This window comes from Pseudomonas sp. SH10-3B (genome assembly GCF_019891415.1).
In the GTDB taxonomy this organism is placed as follows: domain Bacteria; phylum Pseudomonadota; class Gammaproteobacteria; order Pseudomonadales; family Pseudomonadaceae; genus Aquipseudomonas.
In genome coordinates, this window is sequence record NZ_JAFLXD010000007.1 from 34,392 (window position 1) to 51,399 (window position 17,008).

The 17,008-nt window shown below is 64.3% G+C and carries 14 protein-coding genes; 9 read left to right on the forward strand and 5 right to left on the reverse strand.

The genetic code is table 11. From position 1 onward, the window contains the following. Positions 1-82 precede the first annotated feature (82 nt). Genes J1G35_RS07745 through J1G35_RS07755 form a run of 3 tightly spaced genes read right to left on the reverse strand, consistent with a single transcriptional unit; the run spans position 83 to position 2,498 of the window. Positions 83-823 (reverse strand): PAS domain-containing protein, encoded by a 741-nt coding sequence (locus J1G35_RS07745; RefSeq protein WP_223014372.1) that lies wholly within the window; start codon positions 821-823, stop codon positions 83-85. Next, positions 824-1,483 carry a response regulator gene (locus J1G35_RS07750; RefSeq protein WP_223014374.1) on the reverse strand — a complete coding sequence of 220 codons (660 nt, stop codon included), beginning with the start codon at positions 1,481-1,483 and terminating at the stop codon, positions 824-826. Further along, positions 1,452-2,498, reverse strand: a complete 1,047-nt coding sequence (locus J1G35_RS07755; protein ID WP_223014535.1) for an ATP-binding protein — start codon at positions 2,496-2,498, stop codon at positions 1,452-1,454. Before J1G35_RS07755 ends, J1G35_RS07750 begins: the two co-directional genes overlap by 32 nt. 250 nt (positions 2,499-2,748) lie before the next feature. On the opposite strand from J1G35_RS07755, the gene J1G35_RS07760 reads away from it, so the two are divergent. From J1G35_RS07760 to folD, 9 genes are all read left to right on the forward strand, one after another. Continuing rightward, positions 2,749-3,195 (forward strand): dimethylamine monooxygenase subunit DmmA family protein, encoded by a 447-nt coding sequence (locus tag J1G35_RS07760; RefSeq protein WP_223014376.1) that lies wholly within the window; start codon positions 2,749-2,751, stop codon positions 3,193-3,195. After that, positions 3,192-4,121, forward strand: a complete 930-nt coding sequence (locus J1G35_RS07765) for a PDR/VanB family oxidoreductase (RefSeq protein WP_223014378.1) — start codon at positions 3,192-3,194, stop codon at positions 4,119-4,121. The genes J1G35_RS07760 and J1G35_RS07765 overlap by 4 nt, the downstream gene beginning before the upstream one ends. An 11-nt stretch (positions 4,122-4,132) precedes the next feature. Next, a complete protein-coding gene (locus tag J1G35_RS07770; RefSeq protein WP_065926404.1) occupies positions 4,133-5,149 on the forward strand; it encodes a DUF3445 domain-containing protein in 1,017 nt (338 codons plus the stop codon). 30 nt (positions 5,150-5,179) lie between these two features. Next, positions 5,180-6,310 carry an aminomethyltransferase family protein gene (locus J1G35_RS07775; protein ID WP_092488268.1) on the forward strand — a complete coding sequence of 377 codons (1,131 nt, stop codon included), beginning with the start codon at positions 5,180-5,182 and terminating at the stop codon, positions 6,308-6,310. A 30-nt stretch (positions 6,311-6,340) separates the two neighbouring features. Beyond that, positions 6,341-7,207, forward strand: a complete 867-nt coding sequence (gene purU / locus J1G35_RS07780) for a formyltetrahydrofolate deformylase (protein WP_053139524.1) — start codon at positions 6,341-6,343, stop codon at positions 7,205-7,207. A 20-nt stretch (positions 7,208-7,227) separates the two neighbouring features. Continuing rightward, positions 7,228-8,595, forward strand: a complete 1,368-nt coding sequence (locus J1G35_RS07785) for an NAD(P)/FAD-dependent oxidoreductase (protein ID WP_223014380.1) — start codon at positions 7,228-7,230, stop codon at positions 8,593-8,595. A gap of 2 nt (positions 8,596-8,597) precedes the next feature. Then, on the forward strand, positions 8,598-10,907 hold the full coding sequence (locus J1G35_RS07790) for an aminomethyltransferase family protein (RefSeq protein WP_223014382.1): 2,310 nt from the start codon (positions 8,598-8,600) through the stop codon (positions 10,905-10,907). A gap of 74 nt (positions 10,908-10,981) precedes the next feature. Then, a complete protein-coding gene (locus J1G35_RS07795) occupies positions 10,982-12,661 on the forward strand; it encodes an APC family permease (RefSeq protein ID WP_053139527.1) in 1,680 nt (559 codons plus the stop codon). 73 nt (positions 12,662-12,734) lie between these two features. Then, entirely contained in the window at positions 12,735-13,670 is a 936-nt protein-coding gene (folD, locus tag J1G35_RS07800) for a bifunctional methylenetetrahydrofolate dehydrogenase/methenyltetrahydrofolate cyclohydrolase FolD (protein ID WP_262417196.1), read from the forward strand. Between the two features lie 549 nt (positions 13,671-14,219). On the opposite strand, the gene J1G35_RS07805 is transcribed toward folD, so the two are convergent. Together J1G35_RS07805 and J1G35_RS07810 are read right to left on the reverse strand one after the other, a co-directional pair. After that, complete coding sequence (locus J1G35_RS07805) at positions 14,220-15,545, reverse strand: ammonium transporter (RefSeq protein WP_223014386.1); 1,326 nt, start codon at positions 15,543-15,545, stop codon at positions 14,220-14,222. 137 nt (positions 15,546-15,682) lie between these two features. Further along, positions 15,683-17,005 (reverse strand): FMN-binding glutamate synthase family protein, encoded by a 1,323-nt coding sequence (locus J1G35_RS07810; RefSeq protein WP_027603581.1) that lies wholly within the window; start codon positions 17,003-17,005, stop codon positions 15,683-15,685. Positions 17,006-17,008: the final 3 nt, after the last annotated feature.

Genomic DNA, 17,008 nt, shown 5'->3' on the forward strand with positions numbered 1-17,008 from the left:
CGTTGTGTCAGTTAAAGATGCATTCACTGACACTCCCTCATCGGGGGCAAGCCCCCTCCCACATTTGAAGTGCGTTTATCCGTCAACTCTTGCGCTCGAAAATCGCCCCCTCGATCCCCAACACCTCACGGGTATCCGCATAAATCCCCACGCCCTTCTCCCACACGTGCTTGATCGACCGGTCGGCGCAGCGAATCCGGTAATTGAGCTCGAACGGCTCCTGCCGTGACAACGCATATTGCACCTCGCGCCACACGTAGTCGGCATCCTGCGCCAGGATCAGGCTGTTGTAGGTGAACTCATGGTTGTCCACCAGGCGCTCGGCGGGGTAGCCGGTCAAATCCAGGCAGCCGGCGCTGACGAATTCCATGGTCCAGTCGCGGTTATTGCGGCCGCGATAGATCAGGCCCGGCATGCTGTCGAGCAAGCTCATGCTGCTGCGCTGGCTGGCCTGCCAGGCGATTTCGCGGCGTTTGTGCGTGGTGACATCGCCGGCCACCAGGTAGAAACCCTGGGGGCCGCGCTTGAGGCTGATCTCGAACCAGCGCAACTCGCCGTTGGGGTGCACAAAGCGCAGGCGCTGGTTGAATGAGGTGTCGGGGCGACGGCGCAGTTCATTCAGGGCCTGGCGCCATAGCGGGCGGTCTTCCTGATGCACGTAATCCATCAGGTTGCGCTCCGCGCCGGGCGGGCCCATCAGCTCGGCCCAGGCCAGGTTGAAGTGGGCGATCTGGCCGTTGTCGCGCAGTTGCAATAAGGCAGCGGGAAAGCAATCCATCAGGTCAATCGGCAGGGGCGCAAACGCTTCGGGGCTGTCCCTCATCTAATGGCGCTCCTCGTGTTTCATCAAGGCGCCGCTGTGCACCCAGGCCGCCAGCTCCAGGCGCGAATGCAGGCCGAGCTTTTGCAATAGGCTGCGCACGTAGATTTTCACCGTGCCGTCGCTGATCCCCAGTTCCCTGCCGATCTGTTTGTTGCTCATGCCGGCGGCGATCAGCGCCAGGGTCTGACCTTCGCGCTCGGTGAGGTTTTCGCTGCCCGCAGCCTCACATGCTTGCGTGGGCTCAGCCTGGTCGGCGAGCAAGGCAATCAGGCTCGAATCCAGCACGATCGCGCCCTTGTGACAGTTGCGCATGTACGCCAGCAACGCATCGGGCTCGGTTTCCTTGAGCACATAACCGCTGGCGCCCAGGCGCAAGGCCGTGAGCAACTCGGCGCGGTCCATGGAGGCGGTGAGCACCACCACCTGGCAATCCAGGTGCAACTGGCGCAATTCATCCAGCACCTGTAATCCGCTGAGGCCAGGCATATGCAAATCCAGCAGCACCTGTTGCGGCGTCAGGCTCACGGCCAGGTTGATGCCCTCGCGGCCGCTGGCCGCCTGCCCCACCACTTCGAAGTCGCCGCTGGCATCGAACAACTGCGCCAGGCCCTTGCGAAACAACGGGTGATCATCGATCAGTAATAAGGTCGTGCAGTCCATCGAGACTCCCCTGTGGCAGATCGTGGTGGCGGCGCAGGCCAAGGTGCACACGCACCCCGTGCGAGCGGATCGCTTCTATGCTCAGCCGCGCGCCGATGCTGGCGGCGCGCTCGCGGATAATCGCCAGGCCGAAATGGTTGTGCTCGTCGCAGGCCGGGATCAAGCCGATGCCATCGTCTTCCACCGACACCGAGGCGTCGCCGTCCTGGGTCTGGCGCAGTTCGATGCGCACGTGGCGCGCGTGGGAATGCCGCACCGCATTGGCCAGGGCCTCGCGAATGATCTGCAGGATCTGCAATTCGGTTTCCGGGCTCAGGGCGTCGTCGGCCAGGCGGTTGTCGAGTTCGAAGACAATGATGCAGCGCCGCGAGAACTCCGCGACCGAATCGGCCAGGGCCTGGCGCAGCGAGCGCCCGTCCATGGTCAGGCGCGCACTGGTGATCAGCTCGCGCACCTGGCGTTGCAGTTGGCTCAGGCCGGTGCACAGGTCCTGCAGTGCCGGCTCGCCCAGTTGCGACTGCAAGCCATGGGCCTGGAACGACAGGTAGCCCAACTGCTGCGCCACCGAATCGTGCAGCTCACGGGCCAGGGCGCCGTGCCGGGAGGTCGCCTGTTTGCGCTGCTGCTCACGGGTTTGGCTGCGCAGGCGTACGGTCACGCCTACCGCCTGCGCCGCCTCTTCCAGTAACTGGCGCCAACTGGCACCGGCGCGCCGGGGGGTGTCGAGCAGCAATGCGCCCTTTTCACCCTCGGGCAAGGCGCATACCAGACGGTGCACGCCCCGTTGCCGGCAGGGTCCGCAGGCTTGGGGGGCGTCCGTCACGCTGGCGTCGCGCCAGGGGCAACGCGCGACCGCCTGGCAGCCGTCGACCCACCCTCGCCGCGTCGGGCCCAGGTCTTCGCCGCCGAGGATCAGGTTAAGCCGGGCAGGCGGCAGCAGTGCGTCGAAACGGTCCAGGAAATCCGACAAGGCACCGTCAGCGTGCAGGGGCAACCCGGCCAATAACCTGCGCACGCTGCGCGCCTGTTCGGCGCGTACAGGCCCCAACCAGAGCGGCCAGCCTTTTGGTCGTGTCAGCACTCTTTGATAACTCCCCGTCCGGTTGCTCTGCGTGGTCGAAAGGCCCAGCAACTTCCATGCCCCGAATGGCCGGCGCGCAAGGCTTATCTCCAAAGGCATAGCCCTTTTTCCAGATTGAGAAGATTTTCCCCATAGGAAAGTATCTCTCCCAACAGGAAACAAACACACACCGTGGAGAGCCCGCATGACGCCTACCCGCAGCCGCCCCATCGTGGTGATGCAATCAGCCGCCGCCAGCGCAGCGTTCATCAACGAACTGCACATGCCCGTGCTGTTGAACGGCGAACACCCCGACTTTGCGCGACGCCTGCAACAGGCGCTGGCCAGCGCCACCGTGGGCTGCCGGCTCTACCTGCTGGGCGACGAAGCCTTTATCTGGCGTGTGCACGGCGAGGCCCGCGCCGCTGGCCTGGAAGACGACGAGATCGACATGACCTGCACCACACCGGGCCTGCGCCAGGTGTATTGCGCGCACTGCGGCCTGACCCAGGCGGCCGGGCCGGAGCCGCTGTTGAACTGCATCGGTTGCCACGTCGGGCTGGAGGTCCGCACGCATTTTTCCCGGCGCCTGGGGGCGTATCTCGGCGTGTGCATCAACCCCGACCAGCCCTACGCGGGGTTCCAGCCATGAGCGCGGCCCTCAACGTACAGGTCAGCGCCGCACGCATGCTCACGCCGGTGGTGCGCGAATTCACCCTGACGCCCGCCACAGGCAGCCTGCCCGGCTTCTCGCCCGGCAGCCATGTGCAGGTGCACCTGCCGCTGGCCGAAGGCACGGTGCGCAACGCCTATTCACTCACCAGCGACCCGGCGCACTCCCAGCACTACCGCATCGCCGTGCGCCTGCAAGACGCCTCGCGCGGTGGCTCGCAGTACCTGCACAGGCAGGTGCAGGTCGGCGACACCTTGCAGATTTCACCACCGGCCAATCTGTTCGCACCCCATGGCACCGCGCGCCTGCATATCCTCATCGCCGCCGGGATCGGGATCACGCCGTTCATGGCCTATATCGCCGCGATGGAACAGCAGCAGGCCGACTTCGAACTGCATTACCTGTTCCGCCGAGGCCTCAGCGACGCCTATCTCGACGAGTTACAAGAGCGCCTCGGCCCGCGCCTGCACACCTACGACCGGCGCCCGGACCTAGACCGGATCCTCGGCAATCGACCGCTGGGCAGCCACGTCTACACCTGTGGTCCGCAGCCCTTGCTTGAGGCGGTTGAGCAACACGCTGCACGCCTCGGTTGGCCGAACAGGCGTGTGCATTCGGAAGCCTTCAAGGGCGCACAACCCGGCCAGCCATTCGACTTGCAGCTGCTGCGCAGCGGCCGACGCCTGCGGGTCGAGGCCGAGCAAAGCCTGCTCGAAGCCCTGGAACACGCAGGATTACAGGTGCCCAACCTGTGCCGTGGCGGGGTCTGCGGCCAGTGCATCACGCGCCACCAGGGCGGCGCCATCGAACACCGCGACAGCTTCCTCAGCCCGGCCGAGCAGGCCGACTTTCTGATGCCCTGCGTCTCGCGCGGCAGCGGCCCCTGCGTTTCGCTGGACCTATAGGAGTGAGTGCCATGCCCCTGCAAACGAGCCCCGTGCTGAGCTATCGCGACGATTTCAGCTTTCGCAACAGCCCGGCAGCGATCCGGCGTTTCCCCTTTCCCTTTATCGAGGACAGCTACCTGTACTCGGTAAACATCGAACCGGCCATCTCCCGCGACCCCGGCTCGATCTATGAGCACGCCTTCGACATCGACGAGCACTACCGCTCGGAAATGGCCGAGCGCGCCCTGGTGCTGGACAAGGACCCGCGCCGCTACCTGGTGATGCCGCACATGCAAGTGGCGGCCTGGGATGCGCTGCAGATGATCATGGAACACCTGGCCGCCGACTACCCGCAGTCGTTCAGCCTGACGCAAAACGGCGAGCGCTGGCAGTGGCGCAACCACCTGCTGGACATCGACCAGGCCTTCATCTTCGGCGATGCCAGCAGCCTGCCCTGCGCGCCGCTGGAGTACATCGGCCGTCAGGTGCAGGGGGATTTCGCCCTGCTCGACCAGCGCGACGGCGACCTGTACATGGACGCCGGCCTGGTCACCAGCCCGGCAGACTGGTCGCTGGCGTTCGACGCCGGCATGAGTTTCAAGCAATGGCACGCACCGGTGCCCATGGCCCATCAGATGGGCGTGTTCGAACGGGCGCTGAAGTACCTGCTCAACCTGCAGGTCGGCCAGCCGGTACGGCGCTTGAACTGGACCCTGACCATCAACCCGCGCCTGGATTCGTCGCCGGAAACCTTCCATGAATGGGGCGCCGATCGCGGCCGGATCACCGCGCAGAACGTCGGCCAGCAGGTGCACCTGCGGGTCGAGCTGCAAGTGATGGCGCGCCTGCCGCGCAGCCACGCGGTGATGTTCAGCATCCGCACCTACCTGATCAGCCTGGACGAGCTGGTCACGCAACCCGGCTGGGGCTGTCGCCTGCACCGCGTGCTGCGCGACCTGCCCGACCCCATCGCCGACTACAAGGGCATGACCCGCTACCGCCACACGCTGGTCGAGTGGCTGAGCCAGTTCGACCCACAGGCCTGACGCCCCTTCTTCTACGACAAGGAACCTCACATGACCCACTCATGGCGTATTTCTGCATTGGCCGAACGGCACCGCGCCCTCGGCTCCCACCTCGAAGACTGGAACGGCATGGGCACTGCCTGGACCTACAGCAGTGACCTCGCCGACCACCACCAGGCGATCCGCACCCGCGCCGGCCTGATGGACGTGTCCGGCCTGAAAAAAGTCCATTACGTGGGCCCCCACGCCGAGAGCCTGTTGCAGTGGGCCACCACTCGCGACATCGCCAAGCTCTACCCCGGCAAATCGGTGTATGCCTCGATGCTCGACGAGGACGGCAAGTTCGTCGATGACTGCATCGTCTACCGCACCGGCCCCAACGCGTTCATGGTGGTGCATGGCGCGGGCACCGGGCATGAAATGCTCGTGCGCTCGGCCCAGGGCCGGCAAGTGGCGGTGCTGTTCGATGACGACCTGCACGACCTGTCGCTGCAAGGTCCGCTGGCGGTGGATTTCCTCGCCGAACACGTGCCTGGCATCCGCCAGCTGGCGTACTTCCACCACCTGCAAACCCGCCTGTTCGACCGGCCGGTGATGATCTCGCGCACCGGCTACACCGGGGAACGTGGCTATGAGATTTTCTGCAAGGCCGCCGATGCGCCGTTCCTGTGGGACAGCATCCTCGAACAAGGCGCGAGCCTGGGGATCATCCCCTGCGCCTTCACCGCCCTGGACTGGTTGCGGGTGGAAAGCTCGCTGATGTTTTTCCCCTACGACAACTCGCAGATGTACCCCTTCGCCGACCAGAAGGCCGGCGACACGCTCTGGGAAATGGGCCTGGATTTCACTGTTTCACCTGGCAAGAACGCCTTCCGTGGCGCCGAAGAACACCTGCGCCTGCGCGGCCAGGAGCGCTTCAAGATCACCGGCGTGCTGCTTGAGGGCGTCCGCGCCGCCGAGGCCGGCGACACCGTGTGGCAGGGCAACCAGCAAGTCGGCGTGATCACCTGCGGCATGTATTCGCGCCTGAGCAAACGCTCGATGGCCATCGCGCGCATGAGCGTCGCCTGTTCCGAACCCGGTATTGCCTTGCAGGTTCGCGGCAGCCTTGAGGCCAGCGCCAGCACCCACGCCCTGCCCTTCGACGACCCGCAAAAAACCAAGCGCACGGCCAAGGGCTGAGCCTTCCTTCACGCAATTCAGGAGCCTTCGATGGACGCCTCCAGCGAACATTACATCCTCAAGATCACCTGCCCGGCGGCGTCCGGGATTGTCGCCGCGATCAGCGCGTGCCTGGCCCAACAGCAGTGCTACATCAGCGAGCTGGCACAGTTCGACGATGAGTTCACCGGGCAGTTTTTCATGCGCGCGGTGTTCCGTTTCAACACCGGCGTGAGCGGCGACATCGGCGCCCTGCGCAAAGGCCTCGGCGACCTCGCCGGTGGCTTCGACATGCACTGGCAGTTGTTCAGCTCACGCCAACCGACCCGCGTGCTGCTGATGGTCAGCAAGTTCGACCACTGCCTCACCGACCTGCTCTACCGCCACCGCAAGGGCGAGATGGACATGCACATCACCGCCGTGGTCTCCAACCACCTGGACCTGCGGGCGATGGCCGAACGCGAAGGCATCCGCTTCATCTACCTGCCAATCACCCAGGACACCAAGGCCGGCCAGGAAGCCGAGCTGATGCGCATCGTCGAAGACACCCAGACCGACCTGGTGGTGCTCGCGCGCTACATGCAGATCCTGTCCGACGGCCTGTGCCAGCAACTGTCGGGCCGGGCGATCAATATCCATCACTCGTTCCTCCCAGGGTTCAAGGGCGCCAAGCCGTATCACCAAGCCTATGACCGTGGCGTCAAGCTGATCGGCGCCACCGCCCACTACGTCACCAGCGACCTGGATGAAGGCCCGATCATCGAGCAGGAAATCCAGCGCGTCGACCATACCCACCTGCCCGACTCGCTGGTCGCCATCGGCCGTGACACCGAAACCGTGGCCCTTTCCAAAGCCCTGAAATACCACCTGGAACACCGGGTGTTCATCAACCAGGACAAGACAGTGATCTTTCGCTGAAACCTTCAGGAGGCACGCTCATGACCCTACGTGTTGCAATCATCGGTGCCGGCCCATGCGGCCTGGCGCAACTTCGCGCGTTCCAGTCGGCCCGCGACAAAGGCGCCGCCATCCCTGAGCTGGTGTGCTTTGAAAAACAGCAGGACTGGGGTGGCATGTGGAACTACACCTGGCGCACCGGCCTCGACGAGAACGGCGAGCCGGTGCACGGCAGCATGTACCGCTACCTGTGGTCCAACGGCCCCAAGGAATGCCTGGAGTTCGCCGACTACACCTTCGAAGAGCATTTCGGCCGGCCCATCGGTTCCTACCCGCCGCGTGAAGTGCTGTGGGACTACATCAAGGGCCGCGTGGAAAAGGCCGGCGTGCGCGACTACATCCGCTTCAACAATGTGGTGCGCCAAGTCACCTTCGACGAACAGAGCCAGCGCTTCACCCTCTACGCCCACGACTACACCAGCGACACCTTGACCTGTGAAGCATTCGACTACGTGATCAACGCCTGCGGCCACTTCTCCACGCCCAAGGTGCCGTACTTCGAAGGCTTCGAACAGTTCGCCGGGCGCATCCTGCATGCCCACGATTTTCGCGAGGCGCTGGAGTTCAAGGACAAGGACCTGCTGATCGTCGGCAGCAGCTATTCGGCCGAGGACATCGGCTCGCAATGCTACAAATACGGCGCGCGCAGTATCACCAGTTGCTACCGCAGCGCGCCCATGGGCTATGCCTGGCCGGATAACTGGGAAGAAAAACCGCTGCTCCAGCGCCTGGAAAACAACCGCGCGTACTTTGTCGATGGCACCAGCAAACACATCGACGCGGTGATCCTGTGCACCGGCTACAAGCACCACTTCCCGTTCCTGCCCGATGAACTGAGCCTCAAGACCGACAACCGCCTGTGGCCGATGAACCTCTACAAGGGCGTGTTCTGGGAACCCAATCCCCGCCTGATCTACCTCGGCATGCAGGACCAGTGGTACTCCTTCAACATGTTCGACGCCCAGGCCTGGTATGCCCGCGACGTGATCCTCGGGCGCATTCAGCTGCCCAGCCACGCCGACATGGTCGCCGACAGCCAAGCGTGGCACGCACGGGAACAGGCCCTGGAAACCAACCAGCAGATGTTCGAGTACCAGGGCGCCTATATCCAGCAACTGGTGGACGCCACCGACTACCCGAATTTCGACATCGCCGCCGTCAACGAAACCTTCCTGCACTGGAAGCACGACAAGGCGGAAAACATCATGGGCTATCGCGACAAGTCCTATCGCTCGCTGATGACCGGCACCCAGTCGCCGCCGCACCACACGCCGTGGTTGCAGGCCCTGGATGACTCGATGGCGGCGTACTTGAGTGAGCCCACGACACCCATCAAGTCGGTCGGCTGATGATGAATGCACCGCGTGTTTCCCATCCCCGCGAACCCGGGCTGTTTGCCCGCGCGCCTAACCTGGAACGCTACCGCGTGGCCGCCGGCGGCGTGACCCTGGTCGACTTGCAGCCCGGCGACGGCCTGCAGGTGATCGACGTCGAAGGCCGGCAAACCTGCGCACTGCTGGCCCTCGACGCCGGCGGCCGCAGCGCGTTGGCGAGCTGGGGCCTGAGCGGGTCAACGGTTTGCAGCGTGGCTGGGCGTATCGGCCAGGCGCTCCAGCGGCGCGGCATCGACACACAGGCATTGCCGCTGGCTGCCTCGCTGTGGGACGCCGACAGCCCGCCCGGCCACAGCCGACAATTTGTCGCCGAGGACGCGCTGCTGGTAATCGTCGCCGCACCCGCCGAGGCCACCGCCGTCGACCGGCAATACCGGCCCAGCGAGCTGCGTCTGATAGTGACGCGGGCCAATCCCTCGCCGCTGCTGCTGCCGGCCCTGCCCGAGCCGTTGGGCGATGTACTCGACGAATTCACCCTGCGCGCGGGCACGGCCCACGGCTACACCGTCGCCAAAGGGCAGTACATCCAGGTGCTGGACGTCGCAGGCCGCCAGTGTTCGGACTTCGTCGCCCTTGACCGGCGGGCCCTGGATCGCGGCGTCGAGCTGGACCTGGACCAGACCGTCACGCGCACGCTGAACGGCAGCGCCTACCCGGCACCGGGGCTGTTTTCGAAGTTTTTCGACCGCCATATGCAACCGATGCTGGAGGTGGTGCAAGACACCGTCGGGCGCCACGATTCATTCGCCCTGGCCTGCGCGGCGCGCTACTACGAAACCCATGGCTATTTCGGGCACGACAACTGCAGCGACAACCTCAGCCGCGTCCTTGCCCCCCATGGCGTGCAGGCGCGCAACGGCTGGCCGGCGATCAATTTCTTCTTCAACACCGGTATCGATGCGCACCAGCAGATGACCCTGGATGAACCCTGGTCACGGCCCGGCGATTATGTGCTGCTGCGGGCCATGACCGACCTGCTGTGTGGCAGTACCTCGTGCCCGGATGACATTGACCCGGCCAATGGCTGGAACCCGACCGACATCCATGTCCGCATCTACAGCGAGAAGGAGCGTTTTTCCATCGCCATGAGCACTCGAACCACGGCGGATGCCGACCCGATCCTCACCCGTGAGTCCGCGTTTCACTCACGTACCCGCGCCCTCACCGGCAGCTTCACCGACTACCGCAACTGGTGGCTGCCGCTGCGCTACGACGGTTACGGCGTCACCGAGGAATACCTCGGTTGCCGCGAACGCGTGGCGGTGATGGACCTGACCGCCCTGCGCAAATTCGAAATCATCGGCCCCGACGCCGAAGCCCTGTTGCAGTACTGCCTGACCCGCGACGTACGGCGCCTGGCGGTGGGCCAGGTGGTGTATTCGGCGATGTGCCACGCCCACGGCGGCATGCTCGACGACGGTACCCTGCTGCGCCTGGGCCCGGACAACTTCCGCTGGATCTGCGGCGAAGACTACGCCGGCGTGTGGTTGCGCGAGCAGGCACAGAAACTGGGCATGAAGGTGTGGGTCAAGTCCGCCAGCGAGCAGATTCACAACCTGGCGGTGCAGGGGCCGCTGAGTCGCGAACTGCTCAAGCAGATGGTCTGGACCCCGCCCACGCAACCGAGTGTGGAAACCCTCGGCTGGTTTCGCTTCCTGGTCGGTCGGCTGGACGGTTTCGACGGCTGCCCGTTGATGATTTCGCGCACCGGCTATACCGGCGAACTGGGCTTTGAGGTGTGGTGCCAGCCCGAAGACGCCGAACGGGTCTGGGACCGCATCTGGCAACTCGGCCAACCCTTGGGCCTGGTGCCCCTGGGCCTGGAAGCCCTGGACCTGCTGCGCATCGAAGCCGGGCTGATTTTCGCCGGCTACGAGTTCAGCGACCAGACCGATCCGTTCGAGGCCGGTATCGGTTTCAGCGTGCCGCTCAAGAGCAAGACCGACGACTTTATCGGTCGCGACGCCCTGCTGCGGCGCAGCGCCCATCCCAGCCACAAGCTGGTCGGCCTGCACCTGAGCGGCAACGAGACCGCTCACCATGGCGACCCGGTGTACCAGGGCCGGGCCCAGGTCGGGGTGATCACCAGTGCCTGCCGCTCACCGCTGCTGGCCAGCAATATCGCGCTGTGCCGGGTCGACGTGAGCTGCGCCGAGCCCGGCACTGAACTTGAGATTGGCAAAGTCGATGGCCTGCAGAAGCGCATCAGCGCCACGGTCAGCGCAGCGATTTTCTACGACCCGGACAAAAGCCGGGTGCGCAGTTGATCGTCCCGAAACGTGTGTGCCACCCCATTTTGACTGCCCCAACCTAACCGCTATTCAGACATGGGAATACGAAGATGGAAGCGACGACGTTCGAGGCTGTACCGCAGGCTGCCGGCTCGGTGGGCAGCCTGCACCGCAAGATCGACTGGCGCGGGGCATTCTGGGTCGCCAGTGGTGTGCCCGCGCTGGTGTTGTTCTCCATCGGTGCGATCGCCGCCACGGTGGGCAAACCGGCATGGATCGTGTGGATCGTGTCGATCCTGTTCGGGTTTATCCAGGCCTTCACCTACGCCGAGATCGCCGGGCTGTTCCCGCACAAATCCGGCGGCGCCTCGGTGTACGGCGCGGTGGCCTGGGTGCGCTACAGCAAGCTGATCGCACCGGTGTCGGTGTGGTGCAACTGGCTGGCCTGGTCGCCGGTGCTGTCCATCGGTTCGGGGCTGGCGGCGGGGTATATCCTCACGGCGCTGTTTCCCGCCGATGCGTTGATCAACACCTGGCAACTGACCCTGCTGGACCTGGGCTGGGTCAAGAGTGGTCTGTCGTTGCGCATCAACGCGACGTTCGCCATTGGTTTGTTGATTTTGCTCACGGTGTTTGCCGTGCAGCACGGCGGCATCCTGCGGTCGGCGCGCCTGACCCTGGTGCTCGGCGTTACCTCATTGATTCCGCTGCTGCTGGTGGGCGTGGTGCCGTTGTTCACCGGGGATGCGACCCAGGCCAACTTCCTGCCGCTGTACCCCCTGGCACATGACGCGGCCGGGCAAGTCATCGATGGGCCGTGGGATATGTCCGGCTGGTCACTGATGGCCGGTGGGCTGTTCATGGCGGCGTGGTCCACCTACGGCTTTGAAACGGCGGTGTGCTACACCCGTGAGTTCAAGGACCCCAAGCGCGACACCTTCAAGGCGATCTTCTACGCCGGCCTGCTGTGCATCCTGGTGTTCACCCTGGTGCCGCTGGCATTTCAAGGCAGCCTCGGGCTGGGCCAACTGGTGACGCCGGCGGTGCTCGACGCCAGTGGCGCAATCGTGACGCCTGCGGTGTACAGCGGCCTGCTCTCGCCGGCGATCTACAGCGGCATGGGCGTTGGCCAGGTGATGGCCGACAGCATCGGCGGCGGCAAGGTGGTGGCCAATATCGTGCTGATCATGCTGGTGCTGGCGACGTTGCTGGCGATCATGACCTCGATGTCCGGTTCGTCGCGCACCCTGTATCAGGCCTCGGTGGATGGCTGGCTGCCCAAGTACCTGGGGCGGACCAACGAACATGGCGCGCCAACCGCAGCAATGTGGACCGACCTGTCGTTCAACCTGCTGCTGTTGCTGATGTCGGACTACGTGTTCGTGCTTGCGGCGTCCAACGTCAGCTACATCATCTTCAACTTCCTCAACCTCAATGCCGGCTGGATCCACCGCCTGGACCGCCCCGACTGGGTGCGCCCGTACAAAGCCCCCACCGTGCTGCTGGCAGCCGGCGGCGTACTGAGTTTCGTCAACCTGGCCTGCATGGGCCTGGGCGCGGACATCTGGGGCGCAGGCACGCTGGTCACCGGCTTGCTGTTGGCGCTGCTGATCCTGCCGGTGTTCTGCTACCGCCACTATGTGCAGGACAAGGGCCGCTTCCCCGCCGCCATGCTCACCGACCTGTATATCCAGGCCGATGACGGCCAGCGCCGCGCCGGCTGGCTGCCCTATGCCACGCTGATCGCCGGTGTGCTGGTGGTGTATGCCTGCCATCAACTGGTAGCCTGAGCCTTCTGGCCTGCCTATGGCTGAGGGATTCTTATCCCTCAGCGCCTTATTTCCCCAGACAACGGTGACGCTTTTGACCAGCTCTCTCCCCACGCTTGCCCGCGATATCGACGGCAAGGCCATCTCTGCCCAGGTGCTCGACGAGGTTCGCGAAGAGGTCCTGCTGCTAGCCTCGCAGCAAATCTACCCGGCCCTGGCGGTATTGCTGGTGGGCGATGACCCGGCCAGCCACGTCTACGTGCGTAATAAGCTGCTGCGGGCCAAGGACGTCGGGATTCGCTCCCTGGAATACCGACTGCCGGAGGATGCCAGCCAGGCGCAGGTGCTCGACCTGCTTGCCCAGTTGAACGCCGACACGACGGTCAACGGCATCCTGGTGCAGTTACCGCTGCCGGCGCATATCGACGAAGCGGCAGTGATCCACGCGATCGACCCGATCAAGGATGTGGATGGCTTCCACCGCGAAAACGTCGGTGGCCTGGTGCAAGGCATCGAAGTGCTCACGCCCTGCACACCCAGCGGCTGCATGCGCCTGCTGCACGAAACCTGCGGCGACTTGAGCGGCTTGCACGCGGTGGTGATCGGTCGTTCGAACATTGTCGGCAAACCCATGGCGACCCTGCTGCTGCAGGCCAACTGCTCGGTCAGCGTGGTGCACTCGCGCAGCGTCGATGCCCCGGCGTTGTGCCGTTTAGCCGACATCGTCGTCGCCGCCGTAGGCCGGCCGCAGTTGATCGACGCCAGTTGGCTCAAGCCCGGCGCAGTGGTGATTGATGTGGGGATCAACCGCATCACCACCGAGACCGGCACACGGTTGGTGGGGGATGTGGACTATGCCAGCGCACGCACCGTAGCCAGCGCGATCACGCCGGTGCCCGGCGGTGTGGGGCCAATGACGATTGCCTACCTGCTGAAGAACACCCTGGTAGCGAGCCAGCTGCAACGCAGCAAGGCAAATGCGGGAGGGAACTTGCCCCCGATGGCCGTGGCTCAGCTACAACCAAGCTGACTGAAAGACCGCTGTAGGCGCATAGGTATCCACAACGGTAACCACGATGCGAAGCGAGCCGCTCTTGCTCTTGCTGTAGATCTTGATCTTGCTTTAGATCTTGATCTCAGGCGCCCCGTTAACCACGCTGGCCGGAATTCGATAGTGATTTGGGGGGTAAACCGGCAGGGATGCCGGTTTAGCCGCCCCGCGCCATGGATGGCGCGTGGCGGCGGCCCCCCACATCACTGTCGGATTACGGGCACACCGAGCCTAGGCGAGGTGCCGAGTGGTGGGGCGAGGACTTTTTGCTTACTTTTGGGTCCCTCCAAAAGTGAGTCGCTGTAAGAGCGAAACCATAAGCAGCCGTTACCGCAGCAACGGATATGTACTCATTCCAACTCCAACAAATGGTCGGCCCAAAGGCCGCCATCGGGAGCAAGCCCCCTCCCACATTTCAGTCCCGTGGCACCAGTTAGAGAGTCGTCGGCTCCCGAGCCGCCAAGGGGCAAGTCGAATCGTCGCACCGCCTCTCCCACATTTTGAGCTGCGTTTACTCAGGGGGAATGATCAGTGGTTGTAGGCCCGCTCATTATGCTCGGCCAGGTCCAACCCCATCTCCTCCACCGACTCATGGGCACGCAAGCCAACCAGGGCATTGACCACCTTGAGGATGATCCAACTGATCACAAAACAGTACACCGTAGTCAGCAGCACCCCCTTAAGCTGGGCAACCACCTGCCCGCCCATGGTCACGCCTTCCACCAGGCCACCCATGGACGGTACACAGAACACGCCAGTCAACACCGCGCCAATCATCCCGCCAATGCCGTGCAGGCCGAACACGTCGAGGCTGTCGTCGTAGCCAAAACGGCGCTTCAACACCGTCACGCTCAAATAACAGAACACCCCGCACAGCAAACCAATGGCCAACGCACCGCCGACGCCCACATAGGCACACGCCGGGGTGATCCCCACCAGGCCGGCCAACGCGCCGCTGGCCAGGCCGAGGGCACTGGGCTTGCCGACCTTGAACCACTCGGTGAACATCCAGCCGAGAATCCCGGCGCAGGCGCCCAACTGAGTGTTGAGCATGACGATGCCCGAGGTGCCGCTGAGGCCGCCACCGGAGCCGATATTGAAGCCGAACCAGCCGACCCAGAGCATCGCCGCGCCGGCCATGGTCAGGCTGAGGTTATGCGCAGGCATCGGCGTGTTCTGGTAGCCCTTGCGCTTGCCGAGGATCAGGCACGCAGCGAGCGCAGCCACACCGGCATTGATGTGCACGGCGGTGCCGCCGGCAAAGTCGAGCACGCCCCAGTTATGCATCAAGGCCCCCGAACCGCCCCAGACCATATGCGCCACCGGGGCATAGACCAGGGTGAACCAGAGGGCCATGAACAGCAGCGCCGCCGAAAATTTCATGCGCTCGGCAAAAGCGCCGGCGATCAGGGCCGGGGTGATGATGGCGAAGGTCATCTGGAAGGTCACGAACACCCCTTCCGGAATATCCCCCACCAGGCTCTCCGGGGTCATGCCCGCCAGAAAGGCGCGGCTCAGGCCGCCGACAAAACTGTTGAAGGTCACCTGCCCTTCGACCATGCCGGTGGTATCGACCACCATGCTGTAGCCGTAGATCACCCACAGCACGCCCACCAGGCCGGCGATGCCGAAGCACTGGGTGAACAACGAGAGCATGTTTTTCGCACGGACCAGGCCGCCATAGAACAACGCCAGCCCCGGCAAGCACATGAACAGCACCAGCACGGCGGCGGTGACCATCCAGGCGGTGCTGCCGGTGTTCAAGGTGGGGGCGTCGGCGGCCTGGGCGAGGGGCACAAGTGCACCGCTCGCCAATAAGCCAATAAGGGATTTGCCGAGAAGACGATTGACCATGTTCAAAGCTCCTGCAACAGAAGTGTGTAGGAGCGAGCTTGCTCGCGAAAAACGTCCAGGCAACGCGTTCATCCAGGGTGCCAGCGTTATCGTTGACGCTCTTCGCGAGCACGCTCGCGCCTACAGGGGGGGTAAACTCAGTAACCGGAACCCGGCACCCAACTGGTCCCCGCCAGCGGCACCCGCGCCATGGCGGCCGATTCCACTGTCAGGGCCACCAGGTCCTCGGGGTCGAGGTTGTGCAGGTGCGATTTGCCGCACGCACGGGCCATGGTCTGCGCCTCCAGCACCATCACCCGCAGGTAGTTGGCCAACCGCCGCCCGCCTTCCACCGGGTCGAGGCGCTTGGACAGCTCCGGGTCTTGGGTGGTGATGCCGGCCGGGTCGCGGCCGTTCTGCCAGTCGTCATAGAAGCCGGCGGCCGAGCCGATCTTTTTCAGTTCCGCGTCCAGCCGTGGGTGGTTGTCGCCCAGGGCAATCAGCGCCGCCGTGCCGATGGCGACCGCATCCGCGCCCATCGCCATGGCCTTGGCCACATCGGCACCGTTGCGAATCCCGCCCGACACGATCAACTGGACCTTGCGGTGCATGCCCATCTCTTGCAAAGCCTGTACCGCTTGCGGGATGGCCGACAAAATCGGGATGCCCACATGCTCGATAAACACTTCCTGGGTCGCAGCAGTACCGCCTTGCATGCCGTCGAGCACGATCACATCGGCACCGGCCTTGACCGCCAGCTTCACGTCGTAATACGGCCGGCTCGCGCCGATTTTCACGTAGATCGGCTTTTCCCAATCGGTGATTTCGCGCAGCTCGGCAATCTTGATCGCCAGGTCGTCGGGGCCGGTCCAGTCCGGGTGGCGGCAGGCGCTGCGCTGGTCCACGCCGATCGGCAAGGTGCGCATGCCGGCCACACGCTCGGTGACTTTCATGCCGAGCAACATGCCGCCGCCGCCGGGCTTGGCGCCCTGGCCGAGAACGATCTCGATGGCGTCGGCCTTGCGCAAATCATCCGGGTTCATGCCGTAGCGTGATGGCAGGTACTGATACACCAGGTGCTGGGACTGGCCGCGCTCTTCCGGGGTCATGCCGCCGTCACCGGTGGTGGTGCTGGTGCCGGCGATGGTCGCGCCACGGCCCAGGGCTTCCTTGGCGTTGGCCGACAACGCACCGAAACTCATGCCGGCGATGGTCACCGGGATCTTCAGGTGGATCGGCTTCTTGGCGAAGCGATTGCCGAGGATCACATCGGTGCCGCACTTCTCGCGATAGCCTTCCAGTGGGTAGCGCGACACGCTGGCGCCGAGCAGCAGCAAGTCATCGAAGTGCGGCAGCTTGCGCTTGGTGCCGCCACCGCGAATGTCGTAGATGCCGGTTTCGGCGGCACGCTGGATTTCCTGGATGGTCAGGCGGTCGAAGGTGGCCGACTCGCGCAGGACCGGAGGGGTTTGTTCAGTCATGGT